Genomic DNA, 19,408 nt, shown 5'->3' with positions numbered 1-19,408 from the left:
AGTGCTTTTTTCTGAGATAACTTTTCTGAGATAACTCGGGGTACCCCGTTCCTGGCAATCTCAGGCCGCCATGAACTCCGGATTCTGCTTCACCAGCGCGAGCTTGAGCTTTTCCATGGCGCGGGCCTCGATCTGCCGGACACGCTCCTTGGAAATGCCGAGCGTCTCGCCAAGCGCCTCAAGCGTCGCACCTTCGTCGCTCAGCCGGCGCTCCTCGATGATCCTGAGTTCGCGGGCATTGAGCGCGCGGAGCGCCGTCTTCAGCCACATCAGGCGCCGTTCGACGTCGATGGTGTCGCCGGCGACCTCGTCAGGCAATGGATCGTCCGAAATCAGGAAGTCCATCCGCTCGGTGGTGCCAGCTTCGTCGGCGAGCGGTGCGTTGAGCGAAGAGTCAGGTGCTGAAAGCCTGGAATCCATCTTCGCGACATCGGCCTCGGAGACGCCTAGGGCTACCGAGACTTCGCGGTAGAGCGTGGCGTTGGAGATCGGCTCGGCGCCATTGGCAAGACGGGCGCGCAGGCGCCGCAGGTTGAAGAACAGCGCCTTTTGCGCCGAAGAGGTGCCGCCGCGAACGATCGACCAGTTGCGCAGGATATAGTCCTGCATCGAAGCGCGGATCCACCATGTCGCATAGGTCGAGAAGCGCACCTCGCGCTCCGGCTCGAAACGCGCGGCTGCTTCCAGCAGCCCGACATGGCCCTCTTGGACCAGATCTCCGAGCGGCAGGCCGTAATGTCGGAACTTCGAAGCCATGGAGATGACCAGCCGCATATGGGCGACGGTGATCTGATGCAGCGCCTGCTGATCCTGGTCCTCCTTCCAGCGCAAGGCGAGAACATGTTCCTCATCGCGCTCGAGGTAGGGGGCTTTCATTGCCGTGCGGACCATGGTCCGTCCTGCCGTGTCTTCGATCATGCCGCGCTCCTGCTCCCGGACATTTTCGGACGGCCTGGCGGCCGTTATCTCTGTTTGACGCAATTCCGAAGGAAACCGCTTTCCCACTTTCCTGGAATTGCTTCGGGCCTAGCGCAGCCAAGGGTTCTTGAAATGGAAACGCGGCGCCCTACAACAAGCCATGAACGTGCCATACCGGGGATTGGTTCCGCCGCCGAGGGCGGTTGTTTTGTGCGGTCCGACAGGGCGCATCGACACCGCAGATCGGGACTATTGGCACCGATCGGAGCTGCTTTGAGAATTCTGATTTCTGGATCGCCGTTTTTTTGAAATCTGGTTCCTTATTTTGCTGCGCTGTATCTGTCAGTTTCCGGCTCTCACAAGCGCCGGACACCGGCCAAGGACGGGATCACATAGAAATGAAATGGCTCAATTCGCTCATCATCGCCGGAACGATGCAGGTTCTGGCTGTTACATCAGGCCACGCCGGCGCCAATCTCGACCAGATCAAGCAGGCCGGCACACTCAAGGTCGGCACCGAAGGCACCTATGCGCCCTTCACCTATCATGATGCTTCCGGCGCGCTGGTCGGCTTCGACGTCGAGATCGCCAAGGCGATCGGCGACAAGCTCGGCGTCAAGGTCGAGTTCCTCGAAGGCAAATGGGACGGGCTGATCGCCGGCCTCGACGCCAACCGCTACGACGCCGTGATCAACGAGGTCGGCATCACCGACGCGCGCAAGGCCAAGTACGATTTCTCCGATCCTTACATCGCCTCCAAGGCCGTGCTGATCGTGCGCGGCGACAACACCGACATCAAGACCTTCGCCGACCTCAAGGGCAAGAAGTCGGCACAGTCGTTGACATCGAATTTCGGCAAGCTCGCCGAGACCAACGGCGCCGAACTTGTCGGCACCGACGGCTTCGACCAGTCGATCCAGCTGCTGCTCACCGGCCGCGCCGACGCCACCATCAATGACAGCCTGTCTTTCCTCGACTTCAAGAAGCACAAGCCGGACGCCAATGTGAAGATCGCCGCGCAGGAAGAGAACGCCGACTATTCCGGCGTCATCGTGCGCAAGGGTGATCCGGAGCTGGTCGCGGCGATCAACAAGGCGCTGGCCGACATCAAGGCCGACGGCACCTACAAGAAGATCGCCGATACCTATTTCGGCCAGGATGTCTCGCAGTAAAGACCATCTCCCGGCGGTTTGCCGGCAATGACAAATAGCGGCGGGCCGTCTTTGACGGCTCGCCGTTATTCGCATGATATGAGAAGCACACAATCGCACTGCCGTCACCGCGGCGGTCTGTGAGGGAGGAGCCGTTCGTGCCGCACTGGCTACACCTGATGCTGGACTCGTTGCCGACACTGCTGTGGGCGGCGTTGATCTTCACCGTACCGCTGACATTGCTATCGTTCGCACTCGGCCTGTTCGTCGGCCTGGTTGTCGCCCTGGTGCGGCTGTTCGGCCCCAAGCCTCTGGTTGCCGTGGTCCGCTTCTATGTCTGGATCTTTCGCGGCACGCCGCTTCTGGTGCAGCTGTTCCTGATCTTTTACGGCCTGCCTTCGGTCGGCATATTGCTGGATGCTTTTCCGGCGGCGCTGATTGGCTTCACCCTCAACATAGGCGCCTACAGTTCGGAAATTATCCGCGCCGTGATCGGCTCGGTGCCGAAGGGCCAGTGGGAAGCGGCCTATTCGATCGGCATGACCTGGAGCCAGGCGATGCGGCGCACCATCCTGCCGCAAGCCGGCCGCGTCGCCGTGCCGCCGCTGTCCAACACCTTCATCTCGCTGGTCAAGGATACGTCGCTGGCCGCCGCCATCACCGTGCCGGAGATGTTCCAGGCGGCGCAGCGCATCGTCGCCACCACCTATGAACCGCTGATCCTCTATGTCGAGGCGGCGATCCTTTATCTGGCGATGAGCTCGGTGCTTTCGGCCTTGCAGACGCGGCTGGAGGAGCGGCTCAACCGCTATGGCGGCTTCCTGGAGGCGCGCTCATGATCGGCCTCACCGATATCGAAAAGCGCTTCGGCGACAATCTGGTGCTGAAGGGCGTGACGGTCACCATTGCCGAAGGCAGCGTCACCGCGCTTGTCGGTCCCTCCGGCGGTGGCAAGAGCACTCTGCTGCGCTGCATCAACCTGTTGGAGATCCCGACCTCGGGCATGGTGCGCATCGGCGACGAGACGCTGGAATTCCGTCCCGGCATCAAGATCCCCAGCCGCGACATCCAGCGCCTGCGGCTGCAGACCGGCATGGTGTTCCAGAACTTCCAGCTGTTCCCGCATCGCACCGCGATCGAGAACGTCATGGAAGGCCTGGTGACGGTGCTCAAATGGCCGACGGCAAAGGCGCGCGAGCGGGCACTGGCGCTGCTCGAGAAGGTCGGCATGGCGCACAAGGCGGACGATTGGCCGGCAACGCTGTCGGGCGGCCAGCAGCAGCGTGTGGCCATCGCCCGCGCCCTGGCGCCGTCGCCCAAGGTTCTGCTTTGCGACGAGCCGACCTCGGCGCTCGATCCGGAACTGGCGCAGGAAGTGGTCGACGTGCTCGGAAAACTCGCCAGCGAAGGCACCACCATGGTGATGGCCACGCACGACCTTCGCCTTGCCTCCAAGATCGCGCAGGAGGTGGTGTTCCTCGATGCTGGTGTCGTCGTCGAGAAGGGGCCGTCCACCGTGGTGTTCAGCAATCCGGAGCGGGAACGGACCAAGCGTTTTATTGCGACGCTGAAGCAGGAGGCGGAGAAGGAAGCCGGCGGCTGAGCCTTCTACGTTCCCCTTGTGGGGAGGTCGGACGGAAGGTCCGGGTGCGGTCTGGTGTCGTCCCCATCCTCGCTGCTTCGCAGCGACCCTGCCTGGGCGAGCCACGGGTCTCGCCCGTCCTTGGAACCCCACAAGGGGGTAAAAACAAAAACCCGGCACAAGGCCGGGTTTTTCATGATTTCGACGGTGAAAGCGATCAGGCAGCTTCTTCCTGCTCGGCTTCCTCATTGTCGGCCTTGGCGCCGCGCTTCGGGCCCTTGTTGAGGTTGACCTCGATCAGGCGCACGGCTTCGGTTTCCGACATGCGGTTGACTGCCGCGATCTCGCGCGCCATGCGGTCGAGTGCCGCCTCATAGAGCTGACGCTCGGAATAGGACTGTTCCGGCTGGTTGTCGGCACGGTAGAGGTCGCGCACGACTTCCGAGATCGAGATCAGGTCGCCCGAATTGATCTTGGCATCATATTCCTGCGCACGGCGCGACCACATGGTGCGCTTGACGCGGGCGCGGCCCTGCACGACCTTCAGCGCGCGCTCGACATAATCCTCTTCCGACAGCTTGCGCATGCCGATGGAGGTCGCCTTGGCGACCGGAACCTTCAGGCGCATCTTGTCCTTCTGGAAGTCGATGACGAACAGTTCCAGCTTGTGGCCCGCAACTTCCTGCTCGTCGATCGAGACGATCTGGCCGACGCCGTGTGCCGGATAGACGATGTACTCGCCGGTCTTGAAACCGTGGCGTGCCGAGGTGGACTTCTTCTGCGGGGTGATCGTTGCCATTACGCCCTGAACTCCTTGTTGTGGCACCGGCGGCCTGCCGGTCCGAACGCATGCGACCGGGGACACCGATCGTTAGCCGCACAACAGATGAACCCATCGGAAAAAGCCGGGACCGGCAAACCGCATACATAGCGACTGCCTGGCCCAGATCGCTCTGGTCCGATTGGGGATTTCACCTTTCAGTGATTTGGGGCGCTTGCGCCATAAATCGACGTTGTGTCACCGGCATGTTTCAACTGGTGTAGCACAAAAAGTCGGAAGAATCAAGGTTTTGCTGCAAACGCGAAGGTCGAGCGCCATCGCCGCCTGTCAAGGCAGTTAATGTATGATGCGCGTTACGCAGCGTTATGACGATCCAATAGGCCGCACTTTTTTGCTTTGCGCATCACCCTTTCCGAAATCGATTCCGATTCCAGCGTCATGTGCTCAGTCGCCTTCGCCGGGCTCGGCGGAGAAATATTTCTCGAACTTGCCGGCTTCGCCGTCGAAGCTCTTGGCATCTGCCGGAGGCTCCTTCTTGGCGGTGATGTTGGGCCATTTCTCGGCGTATTCGGTGTTGACCTGCAGCCATTTGTCGAGGCCCGGCTCGGTGTCGGGCTTGATTGCATCGGCCGGGCATTCCGGTTCGCAGACGCCGCAGTCGATGCACTCGTCGGGATGTATGACAAGCATGTTCTCGCCCTCGTAGAAGCAGTCGACCGGACAGACCTCGATGCAGTCCATGTACTTGCATTTGATGCAGTTGTCGGTCACGACATAGGTCATTGGTCGGCTCCGGGACGTCCCGTTCTTGCTAGAGCGACGTGCGTCCAATTGGACGCACAAAGTACGCTCTGACACTTTGAATCTGCGCATCGTGCCTTCCGAAAAATCGATTTCCGATTTTCGGGCCGATGCGGCGGCTTTTTTGGTGAGGTAACGCCTTTGCCTGCCGCTTGCAAGGGCAGCCATTGCAGGCGGGGCCCGCGTGTCCGGAATGAAATTCCAGACCGCCGGCATGGCGCAGACGGCCAAGGCTTCAGTCTTCGCCGAACAGCCGGTCGGTTTGCCTGCGCTCTTTCTTGGTCGGCCGGCCGCTGCCGGCGTCGCGCAGCGCCGGAATGGCATCGGCAACAGCCTCGCCTTTTGGGGCCGGCGGCGGGGACATGTCCTCGTAGAGCGTGCGCGCTTCCTCGGCCGGACCGCGCCGCACGCCGGTGCCAAGCACCTTCCAAACGAAGATGCGGCGCTCGTGCGTAATGGTCAAAACGTCGCCAGGCTTGACCAGATCGGAGGCCTGCGCTGCTTTGTCGCTGTTGATGCGGACGCGTCCGGCGACAACCAGCTTGGCCGCCAGCGAGCGCGATTTTATCGCGCGCGAAAAGAACAGCCACTTGTCGATGCGCTGACGACCTTCAGCAACCATCGCAGCGAGTTATTTCTTGTTGGAGCATGATCTTGTCCGAAAACCGGTTCCACTTTTCGGGATCATGCTCAGAGCTTACTTCTTCAGCTGGTCGCGCAAGGCGGCGAGCTTGGCGAAGGGCGAGTCCGGATCGAAGCGCACCGGCCGTTCTTCGCGTGGCTTGGCCTGGAAGGCCGGCTTGGCGCCTTGCGGTCCGCCTTTGCCTTCCGGCCTGCCGCCTTTCCAGTCAGGCCGGCCCTCGCGCGGACGCTCGCCTTGCGGCTTGCCGTCGCGGCGCTGTTCGCCCTCGGCCTGCGGCTTGGGCTTGAACTTCGAACGGTCGAAACGTGGCTTGGCGGCACCGTCGCGCTGGTCGCGCCGGCCCTGATAGGCCGGCCGCTCGCCCGTTGCCGGCTGTCCGCCGGCAGCGTCGGCCGGCGCATCGGCGCGGGCAGCCTGGCCGTTACGCGGGCGATTGTCCCGGCCTTGACGATGGCGCGGGCGCTGCTCGAAACGACCCTGCCGCCACAGCAAGATGGGCTTTGGCGCTTCGGCCTCGGGGACAGGCTCAGCGCTTCCACCCTCCCCCTCGTGGGGAGGGTCGGCGCGCAGCGCCGGGGTGGGGGCAGCGCCGGCGTCGGCGGTTGCGCCTGCATCGGCTACGCGGTCTGCACTATCGGTTTCGTCAGCGCTGTCACCCCCACCCGCGTCGCTTCGCGCCGCGACCTCCCCCATCGAGGGGGAGGTAAGGGCGTCGGCGTTTTCGGCGACGGTGGCGTCGGCGCTTTCGGGGACGGTGTCGTCAGCTTCTGCAACAGCCGGAGCTTCTTCCGTGATTTCTATGGGGGCTTCGACTTGGGGAGCTTCGACCTGTTCTTCCGCGACGGGCTCCGCCGTTGCTTCCTCGATGGCTGGAGCTTCGGCGGTGGCTTCAACGGCCGCAGTTGGCTCCGAACCCTCGGGAGGTGCGCCCGGCTGAGCGTCCGCAGCAACAGCCTCCGCTGCGGCTTCGGCGACGGGCTGCTCAGCCGCAGGCTCAGCGGCGGCAACCGCATCCGGCTCCGATCCAACGGCCGGCGCTTCAGCGACAGCTTCTCTTGCAGCGGCTTCCGCCGCCTTGGCCTGTTCGGCTTTTGCAGCCGCGTCCGCAGCCAGTTTTGCCGCAGCCGCTTCCCGCGCGGCATTGTCCTGCGCTTCGAGCCGCGCCTTCACCTCTGCCGGTGGTTTCGGCTCGGCGCGATAGCCGAGGCCCTTCAGAATCTCTTCCATGTCGTCGGCGGTGGCGCCGAGGATGGACATCATCGGCGGCGTCACCATGAAGGACTGGCCGTCATAGGCGCCGTCCGGGCGCTGTCCCAGACCGGGCTTCCAGTTGGTCGCAGGCCGGATCAGGTCGGCCAGCCGTTCCAGAATGTCGATGCGCACGGCGCGGCGGCCGAGATTGCGGTAGCCGGCAAGCTTGTAGAAGCTCTTGTCGAAAGCAGGATCGATGACCACCGAGGTGCGGCCGGAAGCCAGTGCGTGCACCACGTCGCCAAAGCCCGGCTTGTCCTTGCCGTCGTTCTTCAGCGCCCACAACAGCGTAATCAGTCCGGCGGGCGCCGGCTTGATCAGCGCCGGCACGAAGACGTGGTAGGCGCCGAAGCGCACACCGAGCCGACGCAAGGCGGCGCGACCCTCCTGGTCGAGCGACTTCATTTCCTCGGCGATGTCGCGGCGGTTGATGAGGCCGAAATGCTCGACGAGCTGGAAGGCGATGCCACGGCCGATGCCGGCGATCTGCTCGGCATTCTTCAAGTCGACCAGCGGCTTCAGCAGCGACTCGATCTGGAAATTGACGAAACGCTCGGCGCGCGCGGCGACCTTGTCTCGGGCGGGGCCGGTCAACTGCTCGTCGGCCAAAAGCACCAGGCGCGGCTTCAGCGCGTCCTCGCCGGCAACCAGCGTGCCGATCGGCGCGCCGATCCAGCGCAGCGTGCCGTCGGAGCCGAGCGCAAGGTCGCCATTGGCGCAGGCGCCGAAGCGTTCGGCACGCGCCTCGAACTCGGCGGCCAGCGCTTTTTGCGCTGCCGTACGCACGGCCTTGGCGTCTTCGCCGCCGGCGCTCTGGTCGGCGGTGAAGCGGAACCCTTGCAACTCGCCGACATGATGGCCTTCGACAAGGACGGTTCCGGTAGGACTGATTTCGGCTTCAGGCATTGTATTTTCTCTAAGGCGCCGCATGAGGACGGAAGTCCTGCGGTCTACAAACCGTTTCGTCAACCGCTCATGCAGCGCATCCGACAATCTGTCTTCGATTTCGCGCGTCTTTTCCCGCCAGTGTGCCTGATCGGCCAGCCAGCCCGGCCGGTTGGACACGAATGTCCAGGTGCGGATCTGCGCAATGCGGTGCGACAGCGTGTCGATGTCCCCCTCGGTCGTATCGGCGCGGCGCACCTGCTCGGCCATGTAGTTCTCGTCGACATGGCCGTGTTTGGCGAGGTCGGTGTAGATAGAAGCGATCAGGTCGGAGTGCTGGGCCGGCGCGATCTTGCGGTAGTCCGGCAACGCGCAGGCTTCCCACAGCAGCGCCACGCGCTTGGCATTGGTAGCCAGCGCGCGGATGTCCTCGTCGCGGGAGAGATGTTCGAGCGCCTGCGCATCGACCGCCGGCAGCGCGCGCGTCAGGCCTTCGACCGGCGCGTTGGTTTCGATCGAGCGCTTCAGCGCGTCGAGGCTGGCGAAGTCGAAATGCGCGGTGCGCCATTGCAGCACCTTCACCGGATCGAACTCGTGCCCCTCGATGCGCTTGACCAGTTCCTCGTCCAGCGGATCGACCTGGCCGGTGACGCCGAAGGTGCCGTCGCGCAGATGCCGGCCGGCGCGGCCGGCGATCTGGCCGAGCTCGGCCGCCGTCAGGTTGCGGTATTGGTAGCCGTCGAATTTGCGGTTCTGGGCGAAGGCGACATGATCGAGATCAAGGTTGAGGCCCATGCCGATGGCGTCGGTGGCGACGAGATAGTCGACGTCGCCTGCCTGGAACATTGCCACCTGGGCGTTGCGGGTGCGGGGCGACAGCGCGCCGAGCACGACCGCCGCTCCTCCTTGCTGGCGGCGGATCAGCTCAGCGATGGCATAGACCTCGTCGGCGGAGAAGGCGACGATGGCCGTACGCCGCGGCAGGCGGGTCAATTTCTTCGAACCGGCATAGGCCAGGTGCGACAGGCGAGGGCGCGTCACCACCGAGACGCCTCTCAGCAGCTTTTGCAGGATGCCATGCATGGTGGCCGCGCCGAGCAGCAGCGTTTCCTGGCGGCCGCGTAGGTGCAGGATACGGTCGGTGAAGATGTGGCCGCGCTCGAGGTCGCCGGCGAGCTGCACCTCGTCGATGGCGACGAAGGCAACGTCGGTCTCGCGCGGCATGGCTTCGACGGTGCAGACCGAATATTTCGCGCCGGGCGGCTGGATTTTTTCCTCGCCGGTGATGAGCGCCACCTTGTGGGCGCCGACCTTTTCGCAGACGCGGGCATAGACCTCGCGCGCCAGAAGGCGGAGCGGCAGGCCGATAATGCCGCTCTCATGCGCCACCATGCGCTCGATGGCGAGATGGGTCTTGCCGGTGTTGGTCGGACCCAGCACGGCAGTCACGTCGCGGCCCGACAGGATCAGCGGCTCGGTGTGTTTCGGCTGGATGTTCATCGGCCTGGAGATGAGGCTTTCTGCATCGTGTTGTCGGGAGCGCGCCTCGCGTGGCGCGTATGACAGGCGACACATAGGGATTTCAGGCGCGAAGCGAAAGCGGAATGTTCCGGCCGGCAATCCCACGGTTCGTCTTTGAGGTCTCAATTAACAGTTGGAACGAGTCTGGAACGAATCGGCGACGAATCAGTGACTCCGGTAGATTCAGCTTTTGTTCACGGCTACATGTGGATTTTGCGAGCCTGAGTCTCACCATATGCTGAATCGCGGAAACTGGCCCGATTCCTGCAAGGCGACCATTGGCGTTAACCTTTGCCGGCGGGGCATCGTCGTGATCCGATACGCCTCGGCCAACATTATGAAATTGTTGAATTTTCTTAATCGGCCTTAACCATTTGCCGGTGATTTTCGGCCTTGGTCGTTAACGTTGCGCTCAAAGCCGGAACGAATCGGCTATGAATCAGCGATGGCGGGATTTTCCTGGTTTGTTCACCCCAACATGTTGTGTTATCCACAGCTTGTCCACCGAGAATTCACAGCTTGCGAACCGGGTTTTGCACAGGGCGCCTGGAAATCGTTAATCTTTGCGTGCCGGAACGGGTCAATGTCTAGCGCGCAGCCCGGGAACATCGCCGGCCGGCGATGAAAAAACGGGCCATAAGCCGGCCCGTCCTACCGGGCGAAATGCTGTCGTTCAGGCGAAATACTGGCCGCCATTGGCTGTGATGGTCGAACCGGTGATGAAGCCGGCGTCTTCGGAAGCGAGGAAGACGACGCAACGCGCGATCTCTTCCGGTTCGCCGAGGCGGCCGACCGGAATCTGCGGGATGATGCGTTCATTCAGCACCTTCTCGTCGATCGCCTTGACCATCTCGGTGGCGATGTAGCCGGGGCAGATGACATTGACTGTGATGCCCGCGCGCGCGCCCTCCTGCGCCAGCGCCTTCGAGAAGCCGATGTCGCCGGCCTTTGCGGCGGAATAGTTGACCTGGCCGGCCTGGCCTTTCTGGCCGTTGATGGAGGAAATGGTGATGACGCGGCCGAATTTGCGGTCGCGCATGCCGCCCCACAGCGGATGCGTCATGTTGAAGACCCCAGACAGATTGGTGTCGATGACTTCCTTCCACTGCTCGCGCGTCAGCTTGTGGAACATGGCGTCGCGGGTAATGCCGGCATTGTTGACCAGCACCGAGACCGGGCCGAGATCGGCCTCGACCTGTTTGATTCCGGCGGCACAGGCGTCGTAGTCGGCGACCGACCATTTGTAGGCCTTGATGCCGGTTTGTGCGCTGAACTTCCCCGCTGCCTCGTCATTGCCGGCATAGTTGGCGGCAACGGTGTAACCGGCATTCTTCAGGCCGATCGATATGGCGGCGCCGATGCCGCGCGATCCACCGGTGACGAGCGCTACTTTGGTCATTGAAAGTTCTTCCTCCCTTTGGTCGGAAGAAGGGAATAGGGAGTAGGGAATAGCGAGTAGGGATCGATATCCCGCCGCGCTGCTCCTTCTTCCCTATTCACTACTCCCTATTCACTACTCACTTCTTGTTCACAGCGCTTCCACGCACAGAGCGACGCCCATGCCGCCGCCGATGCACAGCGTGGCAAGGCCCTTCTTGGCGCCGCGGCGGCGCATCTCGAAAACCAGCGTGTTGAAGACGCGGGCGCCCGACGCGCCGATCGGATGGCCGATGGCGATGGCGCCGCCATTGACGTTGACGATCGACGTATCCCAGCCCATGCCCTTGTTGACGGCGCAGGCCTGCGCGGCGAAGGCTTCATTGGCCTCGACAAGGTCGAGGTCCTTGACCGACCAGCCGGCCTTCTCGAGCGCCCGCTTCGAGGCGGGAATAGGTCCGGTTCCCATGATCGCCGGATCGACGCCGGCCGTCGCCCAGGATGCGATGCGCACCAGCGGGGTGATGCCGCGCCTTGTGGCTTCAGCCTCGCTCATCAGCAGCGCGCCGGCGGCGCCGTCATTGATGCCCGACGCGTTGGCGGCGGTCACGGTGCCGTCCTTGTCGAAAGCCGGCTTCAGCTTGGACATGGCGTCGATGGTGGCGCCGTGGCGGATGTACTCGTCCTGGTCGACGACAGTGTCGCCCTTCCTGCCCTTGATCGTGAAGGCGACGATCTCGTCCTTGAACTTGCCGGCCTTCTGCGCGGCCTCGGCCTTGTTTTGCGAGGCGAGCGCAAACTGGTCCTGGTCGTCGCGGGTGATCTGGAACTGGCGGGCGACGTTCTCGGCGGTGTTGCCCATGTGGTAGCCGTTGAAGGCGTCCCACAACCCGTCCTTGATCATGGTGTCGATCATCTTGTAGTCGCCCATCTTGACGCCGGCGCGCAGGTGCTCGGCGTGCGGCGACAGCGACATCGATTCCTGGCCGCCGGCGATGATCACAGTGGCGTCGCCGGCGGCGATCTGCTGCATGCCGAGCGCGATGGCGCGCAGGCCAGAGCCGCAAACCTGGTTGAGCCCCCAGGCGGTGGTCTCCTTGGGCAGGCCGGCATTGATCGACGCCTGGCGGGCGGGGTTCTGGCCCTGCGCGGCGGTCAGCACCTGGCCGAGAATGACCTCGTCGACTTCGCCCGGCTCGACGCCGGCGCGCGCCAAAAGCTCCCTGATGACGACGGCGCCAAGTTCATGCGCCGGGGTGGCGGCGAAGGCGCCGTTGAAGGAGCCGACAGCCGTGCGTGCGGCGCTGGCAACGACGATTGAATTGGAAGCGGACATTTTTCTCTCCAGACTTCGAGGTGTCGTGTTCTTGGGGGCTTGTTGGGACTTTTCTTGCCCGTTCCACACCCCAAGTCAAACCGGAAATGGGCATGCCGGCCAAGCGCCGCAAGCAGGGCGCGAGCGGCCGGCGCGATCGCCCAACCTTTGCTGCGCAGCATAATTGGCCGGCCATGCAGCAATAAATGATGCCGCACTGCACAAAGCGCTTGGAATTATAGAGCTTTTGCGCATATCCTTAAAAATGGCGCAATCGTTACCGGCGGCTTACTCAGGCGCGCCGGTGTCCCGGGAGGATGCTGATGGCCGCGAAAGACGACCCTATCATTATCAAGAAATATGCCAATCGCCGGCTCTACAATACCGGCACCAGCACCTATGTGACGCTCGAGGATCTGGCCGAGATGGTCAAGAAGGGCGAGGAGTTCACCGTCCAGGACGCCAAGACCGGTGACGACATTACCCATCCGGTGCTGACGCAGATCATCTTCGAACTGGAGAACAAGGATGGGCAGAACATGCTGCCGATCCCGTTCCTGCGCCAGTTGATCGCTTTCTATGGCGACCAGATGCAGCAGATCGTGCCGAGCTTCCTCGAACAGTCGATGATGGCCTTCTCCAAGGAACAGGAGCGGTTCCGCGAGCAGATGAAGGGCGCGATCGGCAAGTCGCCGCTGGATGTGATGAAGATCGCCACGCCGATCAAGGCGCTGGAAGAGCAGACACGCCGCAACATGGAAATGTTCCAGAACGCGATGCGCCTGTTCACGCCCTTCCCGACCGCCGCCACAAATGCTGCGGCCGCGGCTGCACCCGAGCCGGCCCGCAAGGATGTCCCGGAAAAGAGCGGCGACGACCTTCAGGAACTGAAGCAACAGATCGCCGCCATGCAGCGCAAGCTTGACACCATGTCGTAAGCGACCGCCGCATGGTCGACCGCCCTCAGTTGGTCGAGGCGGCTGTCACGGGTCGATTTTCAGCTGCCACGGTTCCCAGATATCGTCGGGCTGGCCGTCGAGCGAGCGGTAGAAGGCTTTGGCCGGCGAGTTGGATTTCAGCACCGTCCATTTGATGGCGGAGGCGCCAATGCTCAAAGCGTGTTGGCGAAGCTGTTCAACAAGCGCATGGCCGACCCCCATGCCGCGCGTCGCTTCAGTGACGTAGAGTTCCTTCAGCCAGACAACCGGCTTCAGGTCGTAGGTCCAGGGGATGAGGTAGTGGACGGCGATGCCGACGATCACGCCCTCTCGCTCCGCCACCAACACGCCGAACCGGGGCGATGGCCCCAGCCCGTGCTCGATGAGGTTCGCTTCGGTGACGCGAAGCTTGTCGTCATAACCCTCGAAGACGGCTAGCGCCCGCATGAGGGCGAGCACCGCACCGACATCCTGGCGCTCGAATGGACGAATTCTAACCATCGCCTTCTGCATGCTTGCTCAGTCTTCAAGGCCGACCATATCGCGTGGCCTCACGCGTGCAAGACACCGGGCTCCTTGCCTGAAGCGAAAGGAAGGTCCTCGTCCTGCCAACCGGTTATGCCGCCGATCATGATCTTCACGGGACGACCGAGGCTGGCCAGCTTGAAGGCCGCCTGATCCGCGCCATTGCAATGCGGTCCCGCGCAATAGACGACGAACAGCGTCCTTTCGGGCCATTGCACCATCCGCCCGGCCGATATTTCGCGGTGGGGCAGATGCAGCGCGCCCGGCACATGGCGGCGTCCATAGGCTTCCGGCGAACCGACCACATGCAGGAGAACAAAGTCCGGCTCTCCGGCACGCAGTGCGGCGGCGACGTCGGAACAGTCGGTCTCGACGGAAAGCCGGCGCAGAAAATGGTCGCGGGCGATATCCGGCGATGCCGCCGGAATGTCTGTCACGTGGCTCATCCTCGTATCTCCATTGCTGATGCGACGGAGAGATAAGACAGGAAGCAGGGCGATTGCAGCTGGCAGCTTTGCCATATATCGTCAAGATCATGCCATCCTCTGCCAATCCGCGCCCTGCCAACCCTCTTGTCGTTGCCGTTGCCTATGACGGCCTGTGCACGTTCGAGTTTGGCGTGGCGGTTGAGATCTTCGCCTTGCCCCGGGCGGAAATGGGTGAGGATTGGTACCGTTTTGCCGTTGCCGGGATCGATGGCGGTGAAATGCGCGCGCTGGGCGGCGTGCGTATTGTTGCCGACGGCGGGATCGATCTGATCGGCCAGGCCGGCACGGTGATCGTACCGGGATGGCGCGGAACGGAGGCTCCGGTGCCGCCGGCGCTGATCGAGGCGCTTCGAAAGGCACACGAGCGCGGCTCTCGCATTCTTTCGATCTGTTCGGGCGTGTTCGTGCTTGCCGCCGCCGGCCTGCTTGCGGGCAAAAGGGCGACCACGCATTGGCGCTACAGCGAGAAGCTGACGGAGATGTACCCCGACATCACCGTGATCCCGGACGTTTTGTACATTGATGAGGGCAATGTGCTGACATCGGCAGGCAGTGCCGCGGGCATCGATCTTTGCCTGCATCTGGTTCGGCGCGACTTCGGCACCAAGGCTGCAAACATGGTGGCGCGCCGTCTGGTGGTACCGCCGCATCGCGACGGCGGCCAGGCGCAGTATGTCGAGAGTTCCGTACCCGAGCCACATGAGCGCAGCCGGCTTGGACCGTTGATCGACAGGATGCGCGCCGATATTTCTGCCGACTATCCCGTCGCCATCTTGGCCGAGCTTGCCGGGATGAGCGAGCGGACGTTTCTGCGCCGCTTTGCGGCCGCAACCGGCGTCACGCCGGCGCGCTGGCTGCTGTCGGAACGGCTTTCGCGGGCGCGCACGCTGCTGGAAGACACCGCCATGCCGATCGAACGGATTGCCGAGACCGCCGGCTTTGGCGCGGCAGGCACGTTGCGGCATCACTTCCGCCGGCAATTCGCCACGACGCCCGTCGCGTACCGTGCGCGGTTCGGGAACACGGCCAGGTCGGCTTAAGTCACGCGTCCCTCATAGCGGCCACGCGGCCTGATGATGCTGCCGCTAATGATCTGTTCGACCATATGCGCGGCCCAGCCGACACTGCGTCCGAGCGCAAACAGCTGGAACGGTGCATCGCGCGGCAAGCCAAGGCCGCGCGTTAGTGTGGCCAGGGCGAAGTCGATGTTGGGCTGGGCACCGGCCGCCGCCATGGCGGCTTTTTGCAGCTGTTGCAGCGTCTCGTCGACAGGGATGACTTCCAGAAGTGCGGTGGCACGGGGATCGCCTTCGGGATAGAGCGGATGGCCGAACGCCGGCAAGGGCCGATCATGGCCGAGCCAGCGCCGGATCGCCGCATCCGCGCCGTGGGCTGCTGCATCTTCAGCCAGTTGCATCACCGCTTCGCCGGCACCACCGTGGCGCGGGCCGGACAGCGTTGCCAGGCCGGCCAGCAGGCATGCGGCAGGCGAGGCGCCTGTGGACGCTGCGACGCGGGCGGCGAAGGTCGATGCGTTGAGTTCATGATCGGCGAGCAGGACGAGGGCGCAGCGGATCGCTTCCGCGCCGGCATCATTCACCGACCAGCCCTGCGCCAGGCGCTTATGGACGGGCGCTGTGCCGGTTCCGGCGCCCAGCGACTGCGCCAGCGCTGCGACTGTGTGCGCGGCTTCAGTGCACAGCGAGGCGGCGCTGCGCCCGAGCGAAGGCCGCCCCTGGCCGGCAAGCATGGCAAGCTGCGCAAAGGCCGAGGCGCGGCCGACTGGATGAGGCGCTTCAGATGACGGAGCTTTGAAAGCCACCGGTTCAGTCGAGGCCCAGAGCACAGCAGCGGTTTCCTCCAGCGTCGCCGCTTTGGAGAGCGCAACGGCGTCTTGCCCTCGATAGATCAGTCGACCGTGCAGCACAGTCGAAATCGCGGTGACAATCGAGGGTTCGCCCCAGGCGATCGCACTCTCGGCGATGGCCGAGGGACTGCGGCCCCGCGCCCGGCGGGTCGCCAATGCCGCGATGTCGTCGGCGCGGTACTGGCTGCGGCGCGGGTCGCTCTCATCCGGCCGCATGCCGATGCGGCCGCGGCTGACATAGGCGTAAAGCGTCTGCGGCCGGACCTTGAGCCTTTCCAGCGCCTCTTCCCGCGACAGCCATTCGGACATTTTTAGCTCACATATTGATTATATTGATCAAGATTGATCGAGGCGCAGCCTAACCCTTATCTCCCATGCAGAAAAGCTGCAAGGAGATGAGATATGGCGAACGGGCTCGATGATGTGGTGGCGGCGGAGACCGTGCTCTCCGATGTCGATGGCCTTGGCGGCCGCCTGACGATCCGCGGTCATTCGCTGCCGGAATTGGCGGGACGCTGGCGCTATGCGCAAGTGGTTCGCCTGTTGCTCGACGGCTTCTTCGACGGCCTTCCCGGCGATGCCGAACTGGCAGCGAGGCTGGGCAAGGCTCGCGTCGAGGTGTTCGAGCGGCTTGCGCCCTCGCTGCCGCTGCTCGAACCGCTTGAGATCTATGGCGCCATGCGCGCCGGCATGGCGCTGCTGCCGGATGGCGAGGCACTGACGGACGCCTTGCGGCTGATCGCGGCGCCCGCTGTGCTGACGCCGGCTCTGCTGCGGCTGGCGCGCGGCGAGCAGCCGACCGCACCTGACGCGAAGGCCGATCATGCCGCCGACATGCTGAGGATGCTCGAGGGATCCGTCCCGTCGCCGGCGCTGGCAAGGGCACTCGACACCTATCTGGTGACCGTCTGCGATCACGGCCTCAACGCCTCGACCTTCGCCACCCGCGTCGTCGCATCGACGCTGGCCGGTCTGACATCGTCGGTGCTGGCCGGGCTCGGCGCGCTCAAGGGCCCCCTGCACGGCGGCGCGCCCGGCCCGGTGATCGAGATGCTCGATGCAATCGAGGCGCATGGCGACGCGGCCAGCTGGCTTCGTGGCGAGATCCAAGATGGCGAGCGCATCATGGGCTTCGGCCACCGTATCTACCGCGTGCGCGATCCGCGCGCCGATGTGCTGAAAGCCGTCGTGCGGCAGCTCTGCAGCGAAGGCGAAGCCGGCCGCCGGCTGGCCTTCGCCGAACAGGTCGAGCAGACGGCGCTCGAAGTGCTGCGGATCGCCAAGCCGCAGCGCTCGCTGCAGACCAATGTCGAGTTCTACACAGCGCTTGTGCTTGAGGCGGCTGGCTTTCCGCCACAGGCGTTCAGCAATGTCTTTGCCGCCGGACGTGTCGCCGGCTGGATCGCGCATGCGCGCGAACAGCAGACGACAGGGCGGCTGATCCGGCCGCAGTCGCGCTATATCGGGCCGGTGCCGAAGCTTGTTGCCTGAGGCTCCAAGGACAGATTTTTGCGAAGAGGACCCCCACCTTAGCCTGCCGGGGCGAGCCACGGGTCTCGCCCGTCCTTCGGACCCCCACAAGGGGGAGGGCAGCTGGCGCCCGCCGCCGAAACGTCGGTGGTTTGCTGAGATCAGCGTCTACCAAGTCTCCCTCCCCCTTGTGGGGAGGGATCAAGGGTGGGGGTATTCGTAGGGCGAAGACCTCGGCGTGGAGGACCATTCCCCATGACCAAAATTTCATGTGATCACGCGACCGTGTTCGTGTTCTTGCCTTGGTCATCCCTTATATGCTGCACTGCAATATAAGTCCGCTGCCGTCGAACCCGCCCGATTTCCGGGCGGAATGAGGCAGCAGCGACCAAACCGAACAGGAACGCCATGACCAAAAACGGCAAGGCGGAGGAAACGAAGAAGATCAACATCGCGCTGCAGGGCGGCGGCTCGCACGGGGCTTTCTCCTGGGGCGTACTCGACCGGCTGCTGGAGGATGGCAGGCTCGACATTTCAGCCGTGTCCGGCACCAGCGCCGGCGCGATGAATGCGGTGGCGCTGGCCGATGGTTTTGTGCGCGGCGGCGTCGAGGGTGCACGGCAAAAGCTCGACGACTTCTGGCGCGCGGTGGCGGCCAAGGGCCGCTTCAGCCCGGTGCAGCGCATGCCGTGGGACGTCGCCTGGGGCAACTGGTCGATCGAGAACACGCCCGGCTATTTCTTCTTCGACACCATGTCCCGAGTGTTTTCGCCCTATGTCGCCAATCCGCTGGGCTTGAACCCGCTGCGCGACGCGGTCGAGCAGGAGATCGATTTCAAAAATGTTCACGCCTGCAAGTCGATGGAGCTGTTCATTTCGGCGACCAATGTCGAGACCGGCCAGCTGCGCGTCTTTTCCGACGGCGAGATCGACCTCGACACGGTGATGGCCTCGGCCTGCCTGCCGCAATTGTTCCGCGCCGTCGAGATCAAGGGCGTGCCCTATTGGGATGGCGGCTATGGCGGCAATCCGGCGCTGTTCCCGTTCTTCAAGACGGCGGCGACCGAGGATGTGCTTTTGGTGCAGATCAATCCGGTGGTGCGCGAAGGCACGCCGAAAAGCGCCAACGAAATCCAGAACCGCATCGACGAGATCACCTTCAATGCCGGGCTGCTGAACGAATTCCGATCGATCGCCTTCGTCAAGGAGCTGATCGCCGCCGGCCGGCTGCCGCCTGGCGAATACCGCGACATCCGCATGCACCGCATCGATGCCGACGAGGCGTTCAAGGATCTGTCGGCGTCGTCCAAGGTGAATGCGGAATGGGCCTTCCTGAGCTATCTCAGAGACCTTGGCCGTATAGCGGCCAGCGACTGGCTGGAGGAGAATTACGACGCGGTCGGCAAGCGGCCGACGCTCGACCTTTCCGGCGAACTCGATGACGGCTTCAAACCGGTGCGCGGGCCGGCACCGGGACGGCGGGTGAAGGAATTCCTCGCCGCCCGCAAGAAGCCGGAGGCGGAACGCCGGCGGGCCTGAGTCCGCCCGGATCGATCAAGACGATCAGCGAAGTGTTCGGCAAATCGGAGTAGCGCCGATGACTTTCCGTCCCGGAACAACCGTTGCGTGTGACGGTATACAAAATCATACTGACGCCTGCTGCCATTCACTGAGTGGCTACGCAGGTCGCGCCCACATTTGAGCCTCAAAAACTAGTGCAGGCACAGGAGAATGTCAGTGCTCAAAACGCCTTAAAAACAAAGCGCCTCCAACACCCGTATGGTTCCGAGACTGTGGTTCCGCCGCCTGACGGGGCGCTGACAAAACCGTTTCCCGTTGGCCACACTACATCGCCTGGCACAATGTTCCTGCAACTTTTCGACTGTATTGCGATG

17 protein-coding genes are annotated in these 19,408 nt (G+C 63.5%); 7 read left to right on the top strand and 10 right to left on the bottom strand.

Translation table 11 applies throughout. From position 1 onward, the window contains the following. Positions 1-60 precede the first annotated feature (60 nt). A complete protein-coding gene (locus tag AC3EMP_RS01570; RefSeq protein WP_023685806.1) occupies positions 61-918 on the bottom strand; it encodes an RNA polymerase factor sigma-32 in 858 nt (285 codons plus the stop codon). A 398-nt stretch (positions 919-1,316) separates the two neighbouring features. Between AC3EMP_RS01570 and AC3EMP_RS01565 the strand changes: the two genes are divergently transcribed. From AC3EMP_RS01565 to AC3EMP_RS01555, 3 genes are all read left to right on the top strand, one after another. After that, positions 1,317-2,090 carry an amino acid ABC transporter substrate-binding protein gene (locus AC3EMP_RS01565; protein ID WP_352712257.1) on the top strand — a complete coding sequence of 258 codons (774 nt, stop codon included), beginning with the start codon at positions 1,317-1,319 and terminating at the stop codon, positions 2,088-2,090. 137 nt (positions 2,091-2,227) lie between these two features. Further along, on the top strand, positions 2,228-2,908 hold the full coding sequence (locus AC3EMP_RS01560; protein ID WP_023693608.1) for an amino acid ABC transporter permease: 681 nt from the start codon (positions 2,228-2,230) through the stop codon (positions 2,906-2,908). After that, positions 2,905-3,672, top strand: coding sequence for an amino acid ABC transporter ATP-binding protein (locus tag AC3EMP_RS01555; RefSeq protein ID WP_023673665.1), 768 nt, complete (start codon positions 2,905-2,907; stop codon positions 3,670-3,672). The genes AC3EMP_RS01560 and AC3EMP_RS01555 overlap by 4 nt, the downstream gene beginning before the upstream one ends. A 196-nt stretch (positions 3,673-3,868) precedes the next feature. On the opposite strand, the gene AC3EMP_RS01550 is transcribed toward AC3EMP_RS01555, so the two are convergent. The 6 genes from AC3EMP_RS01550 to AC3EMP_RS01525 form a co-directional block, all read right to left on the bottom strand. Further along, positions 3,869-4,450 carry a CarD family transcriptional regulator gene (locus AC3EMP_RS01550; RefSeq protein ID WP_023673664.1) on the bottom strand — a complete coding sequence of 194 codons (582 nt, stop codon included), beginning with the start codon at positions 4,448-4,450 and terminating at the stop codon, positions 3,869-3,871. Between the two features lie 426 nt (positions 4,451-4,876). Further along, positions 4,877-5,215, bottom strand: a complete 339-nt coding sequence (gene fdxA, locus AC3EMP_RS01545) for a ferredoxin FdxA (RefSeq protein ID WP_013529180.1) — start codon at positions 5,213-5,215, stop codon at positions 4,877-4,879. A 253-nt stretch (positions 5,216-5,468) separates the two neighbouring features. Next, the gene (locus AC3EMP_RS01540; RefSeq protein WP_023693611.1) at positions 5,469-5,855 is read right to left on the bottom strand and encodes an RNA-binding S4 domain-containing protein; all 387 of its coding nucleotides are present in this window, start codon (positions 5,853-5,855) and stop codon (positions 5,469-5,471) included. 75 nt (positions 5,856-5,930) lie between these two features. Further along, positions 5,931-9,512, bottom strand: coding sequence for a helicase-related protein (locus AC3EMP_RS01535; RefSeq protein WP_352712264.1), 3,582 nt, complete (start codon positions 9,510-9,512; stop codon positions 5,931-5,933). A 694-nt stretch (positions 9,513-10,206) separates the two neighbouring features. Then, a complete protein-coding gene (gene phbB, locus AC3EMP_RS01530) occupies positions 10,207-10,932 on the bottom strand; it encodes an acetoacetyl-CoA reductase (protein WP_023698448.1) in 726 nt (241 codons plus the stop codon). Positions 10,933-11,061: 129 nt separating this feature from the next. Beyond that, entirely contained in the window at positions 11,062-12,246 is a 1,185-nt protein-coding gene (locus tag AC3EMP_RS01525; protein WP_023673832.1) for an acetyl-CoA C-acetyltransferase, read from the bottom strand. A gap of 302 nt (positions 12,247-12,548) precedes the next feature. Between AC3EMP_RS01525 and phaR the strand changes: the two genes are divergently transcribed. Continuing rightward, positions 12,549-13,163, top strand: coding sequence for a polyhydroxyalkanoate synthesis repressor PhaR (gene phaR, locus AC3EMP_RS01520; RefSeq protein WP_023685813.1), 615 nt, complete (start codon positions 12,549-12,551; stop codon positions 13,161-13,163). A 45-nt stretch (positions 13,164-13,208) separates the two neighbouring features. On the opposite strand, the gene AC3EMP_RS01515 is transcribed toward phaR, so the two are convergent. Beyond that, entirely contained in the window at positions 13,209-13,664 is a 456-nt protein-coding gene (locus tag AC3EMP_RS01515) for a GNAT family N-acetyltransferase (RefSeq protein WP_031194243.1), read from the bottom strand. 50 nt (positions 13,665-13,714) lie between these two features. Next, a complete protein-coding gene (locus tag AC3EMP_RS01510) occupies positions 13,715-14,134 on the bottom strand; it encodes a rhodanese-like domain-containing protein (protein ID WP_023702797.1) in 420 nt (139 codons plus the stop codon). An 89-nt stretch (positions 14,135-14,223) separates the two neighbouring features. Between AC3EMP_RS01510 and ftrA the strand changes: the two genes are divergently transcribed. Beyond that, a complete protein-coding gene (gene ftrA / locus AC3EMP_RS01505; protein ID WP_488494721.1) occupies positions 14,224-15,216 on the top strand; it encodes a transcriptional regulator FtrA in 993 nt (330 codons plus the stop codon). Here ftrA and AC3EMP_RS01500 read toward each other — a convergent pair. Beyond that, positions 15,213-16,352 (bottom strand): citrate/2-methylcitrate synthase, encoded by a 1,140-nt coding sequence (locus tag AC3EMP_RS01500; protein ID WP_027050805.1) that lies wholly within the window; start codon positions 16,350-16,352, stop codon positions 15,213-15,215. The two genes, ftrA and AC3EMP_RS01500, sit on opposite strands and share 4 nt — an antisense overlap. Positions 16,353-16,445: 93 nt before the next feature. Between AC3EMP_RS01500 and AC3EMP_RS01495 the strand changes: the two genes are divergently transcribed. Both AC3EMP_RS01495 and AC3EMP_RS01490 read left to right on the top strand, forming a co-directional pair. Beyond that, positions 16,446-17,534: a citrate synthase/methylcitrate synthase gene (locus tag AC3EMP_RS01495; protein WP_352596652.1), complete on the top strand. Its 1,089-nt coding sequence runs from the start codon at positions 16,446-16,448 to the stop codon at positions 17,532-17,534. Positions 17,535-17,921: 387 nt separating this feature from the next. Next, positions 17,922-19,052 carry a patatin-like phospholipase family protein gene (locus tag AC3EMP_RS01490; protein ID WP_023827629.1) on the top strand — a complete coding sequence of 377 codons (1,131 nt, stop codon included), beginning with the start codon at positions 17,922-17,924 and terminating at the stop codon, positions 19,050-19,052. The last annotated feature ends 356 nt before the right edge of the window (positions 19,053-19,408 follow it).

Source organism: Mesorhizobium sp. P160219, assembly GCF_057786095.1.
This window is presented reverse-complemented; position numbering and strand designations above follow the sequence as displayed.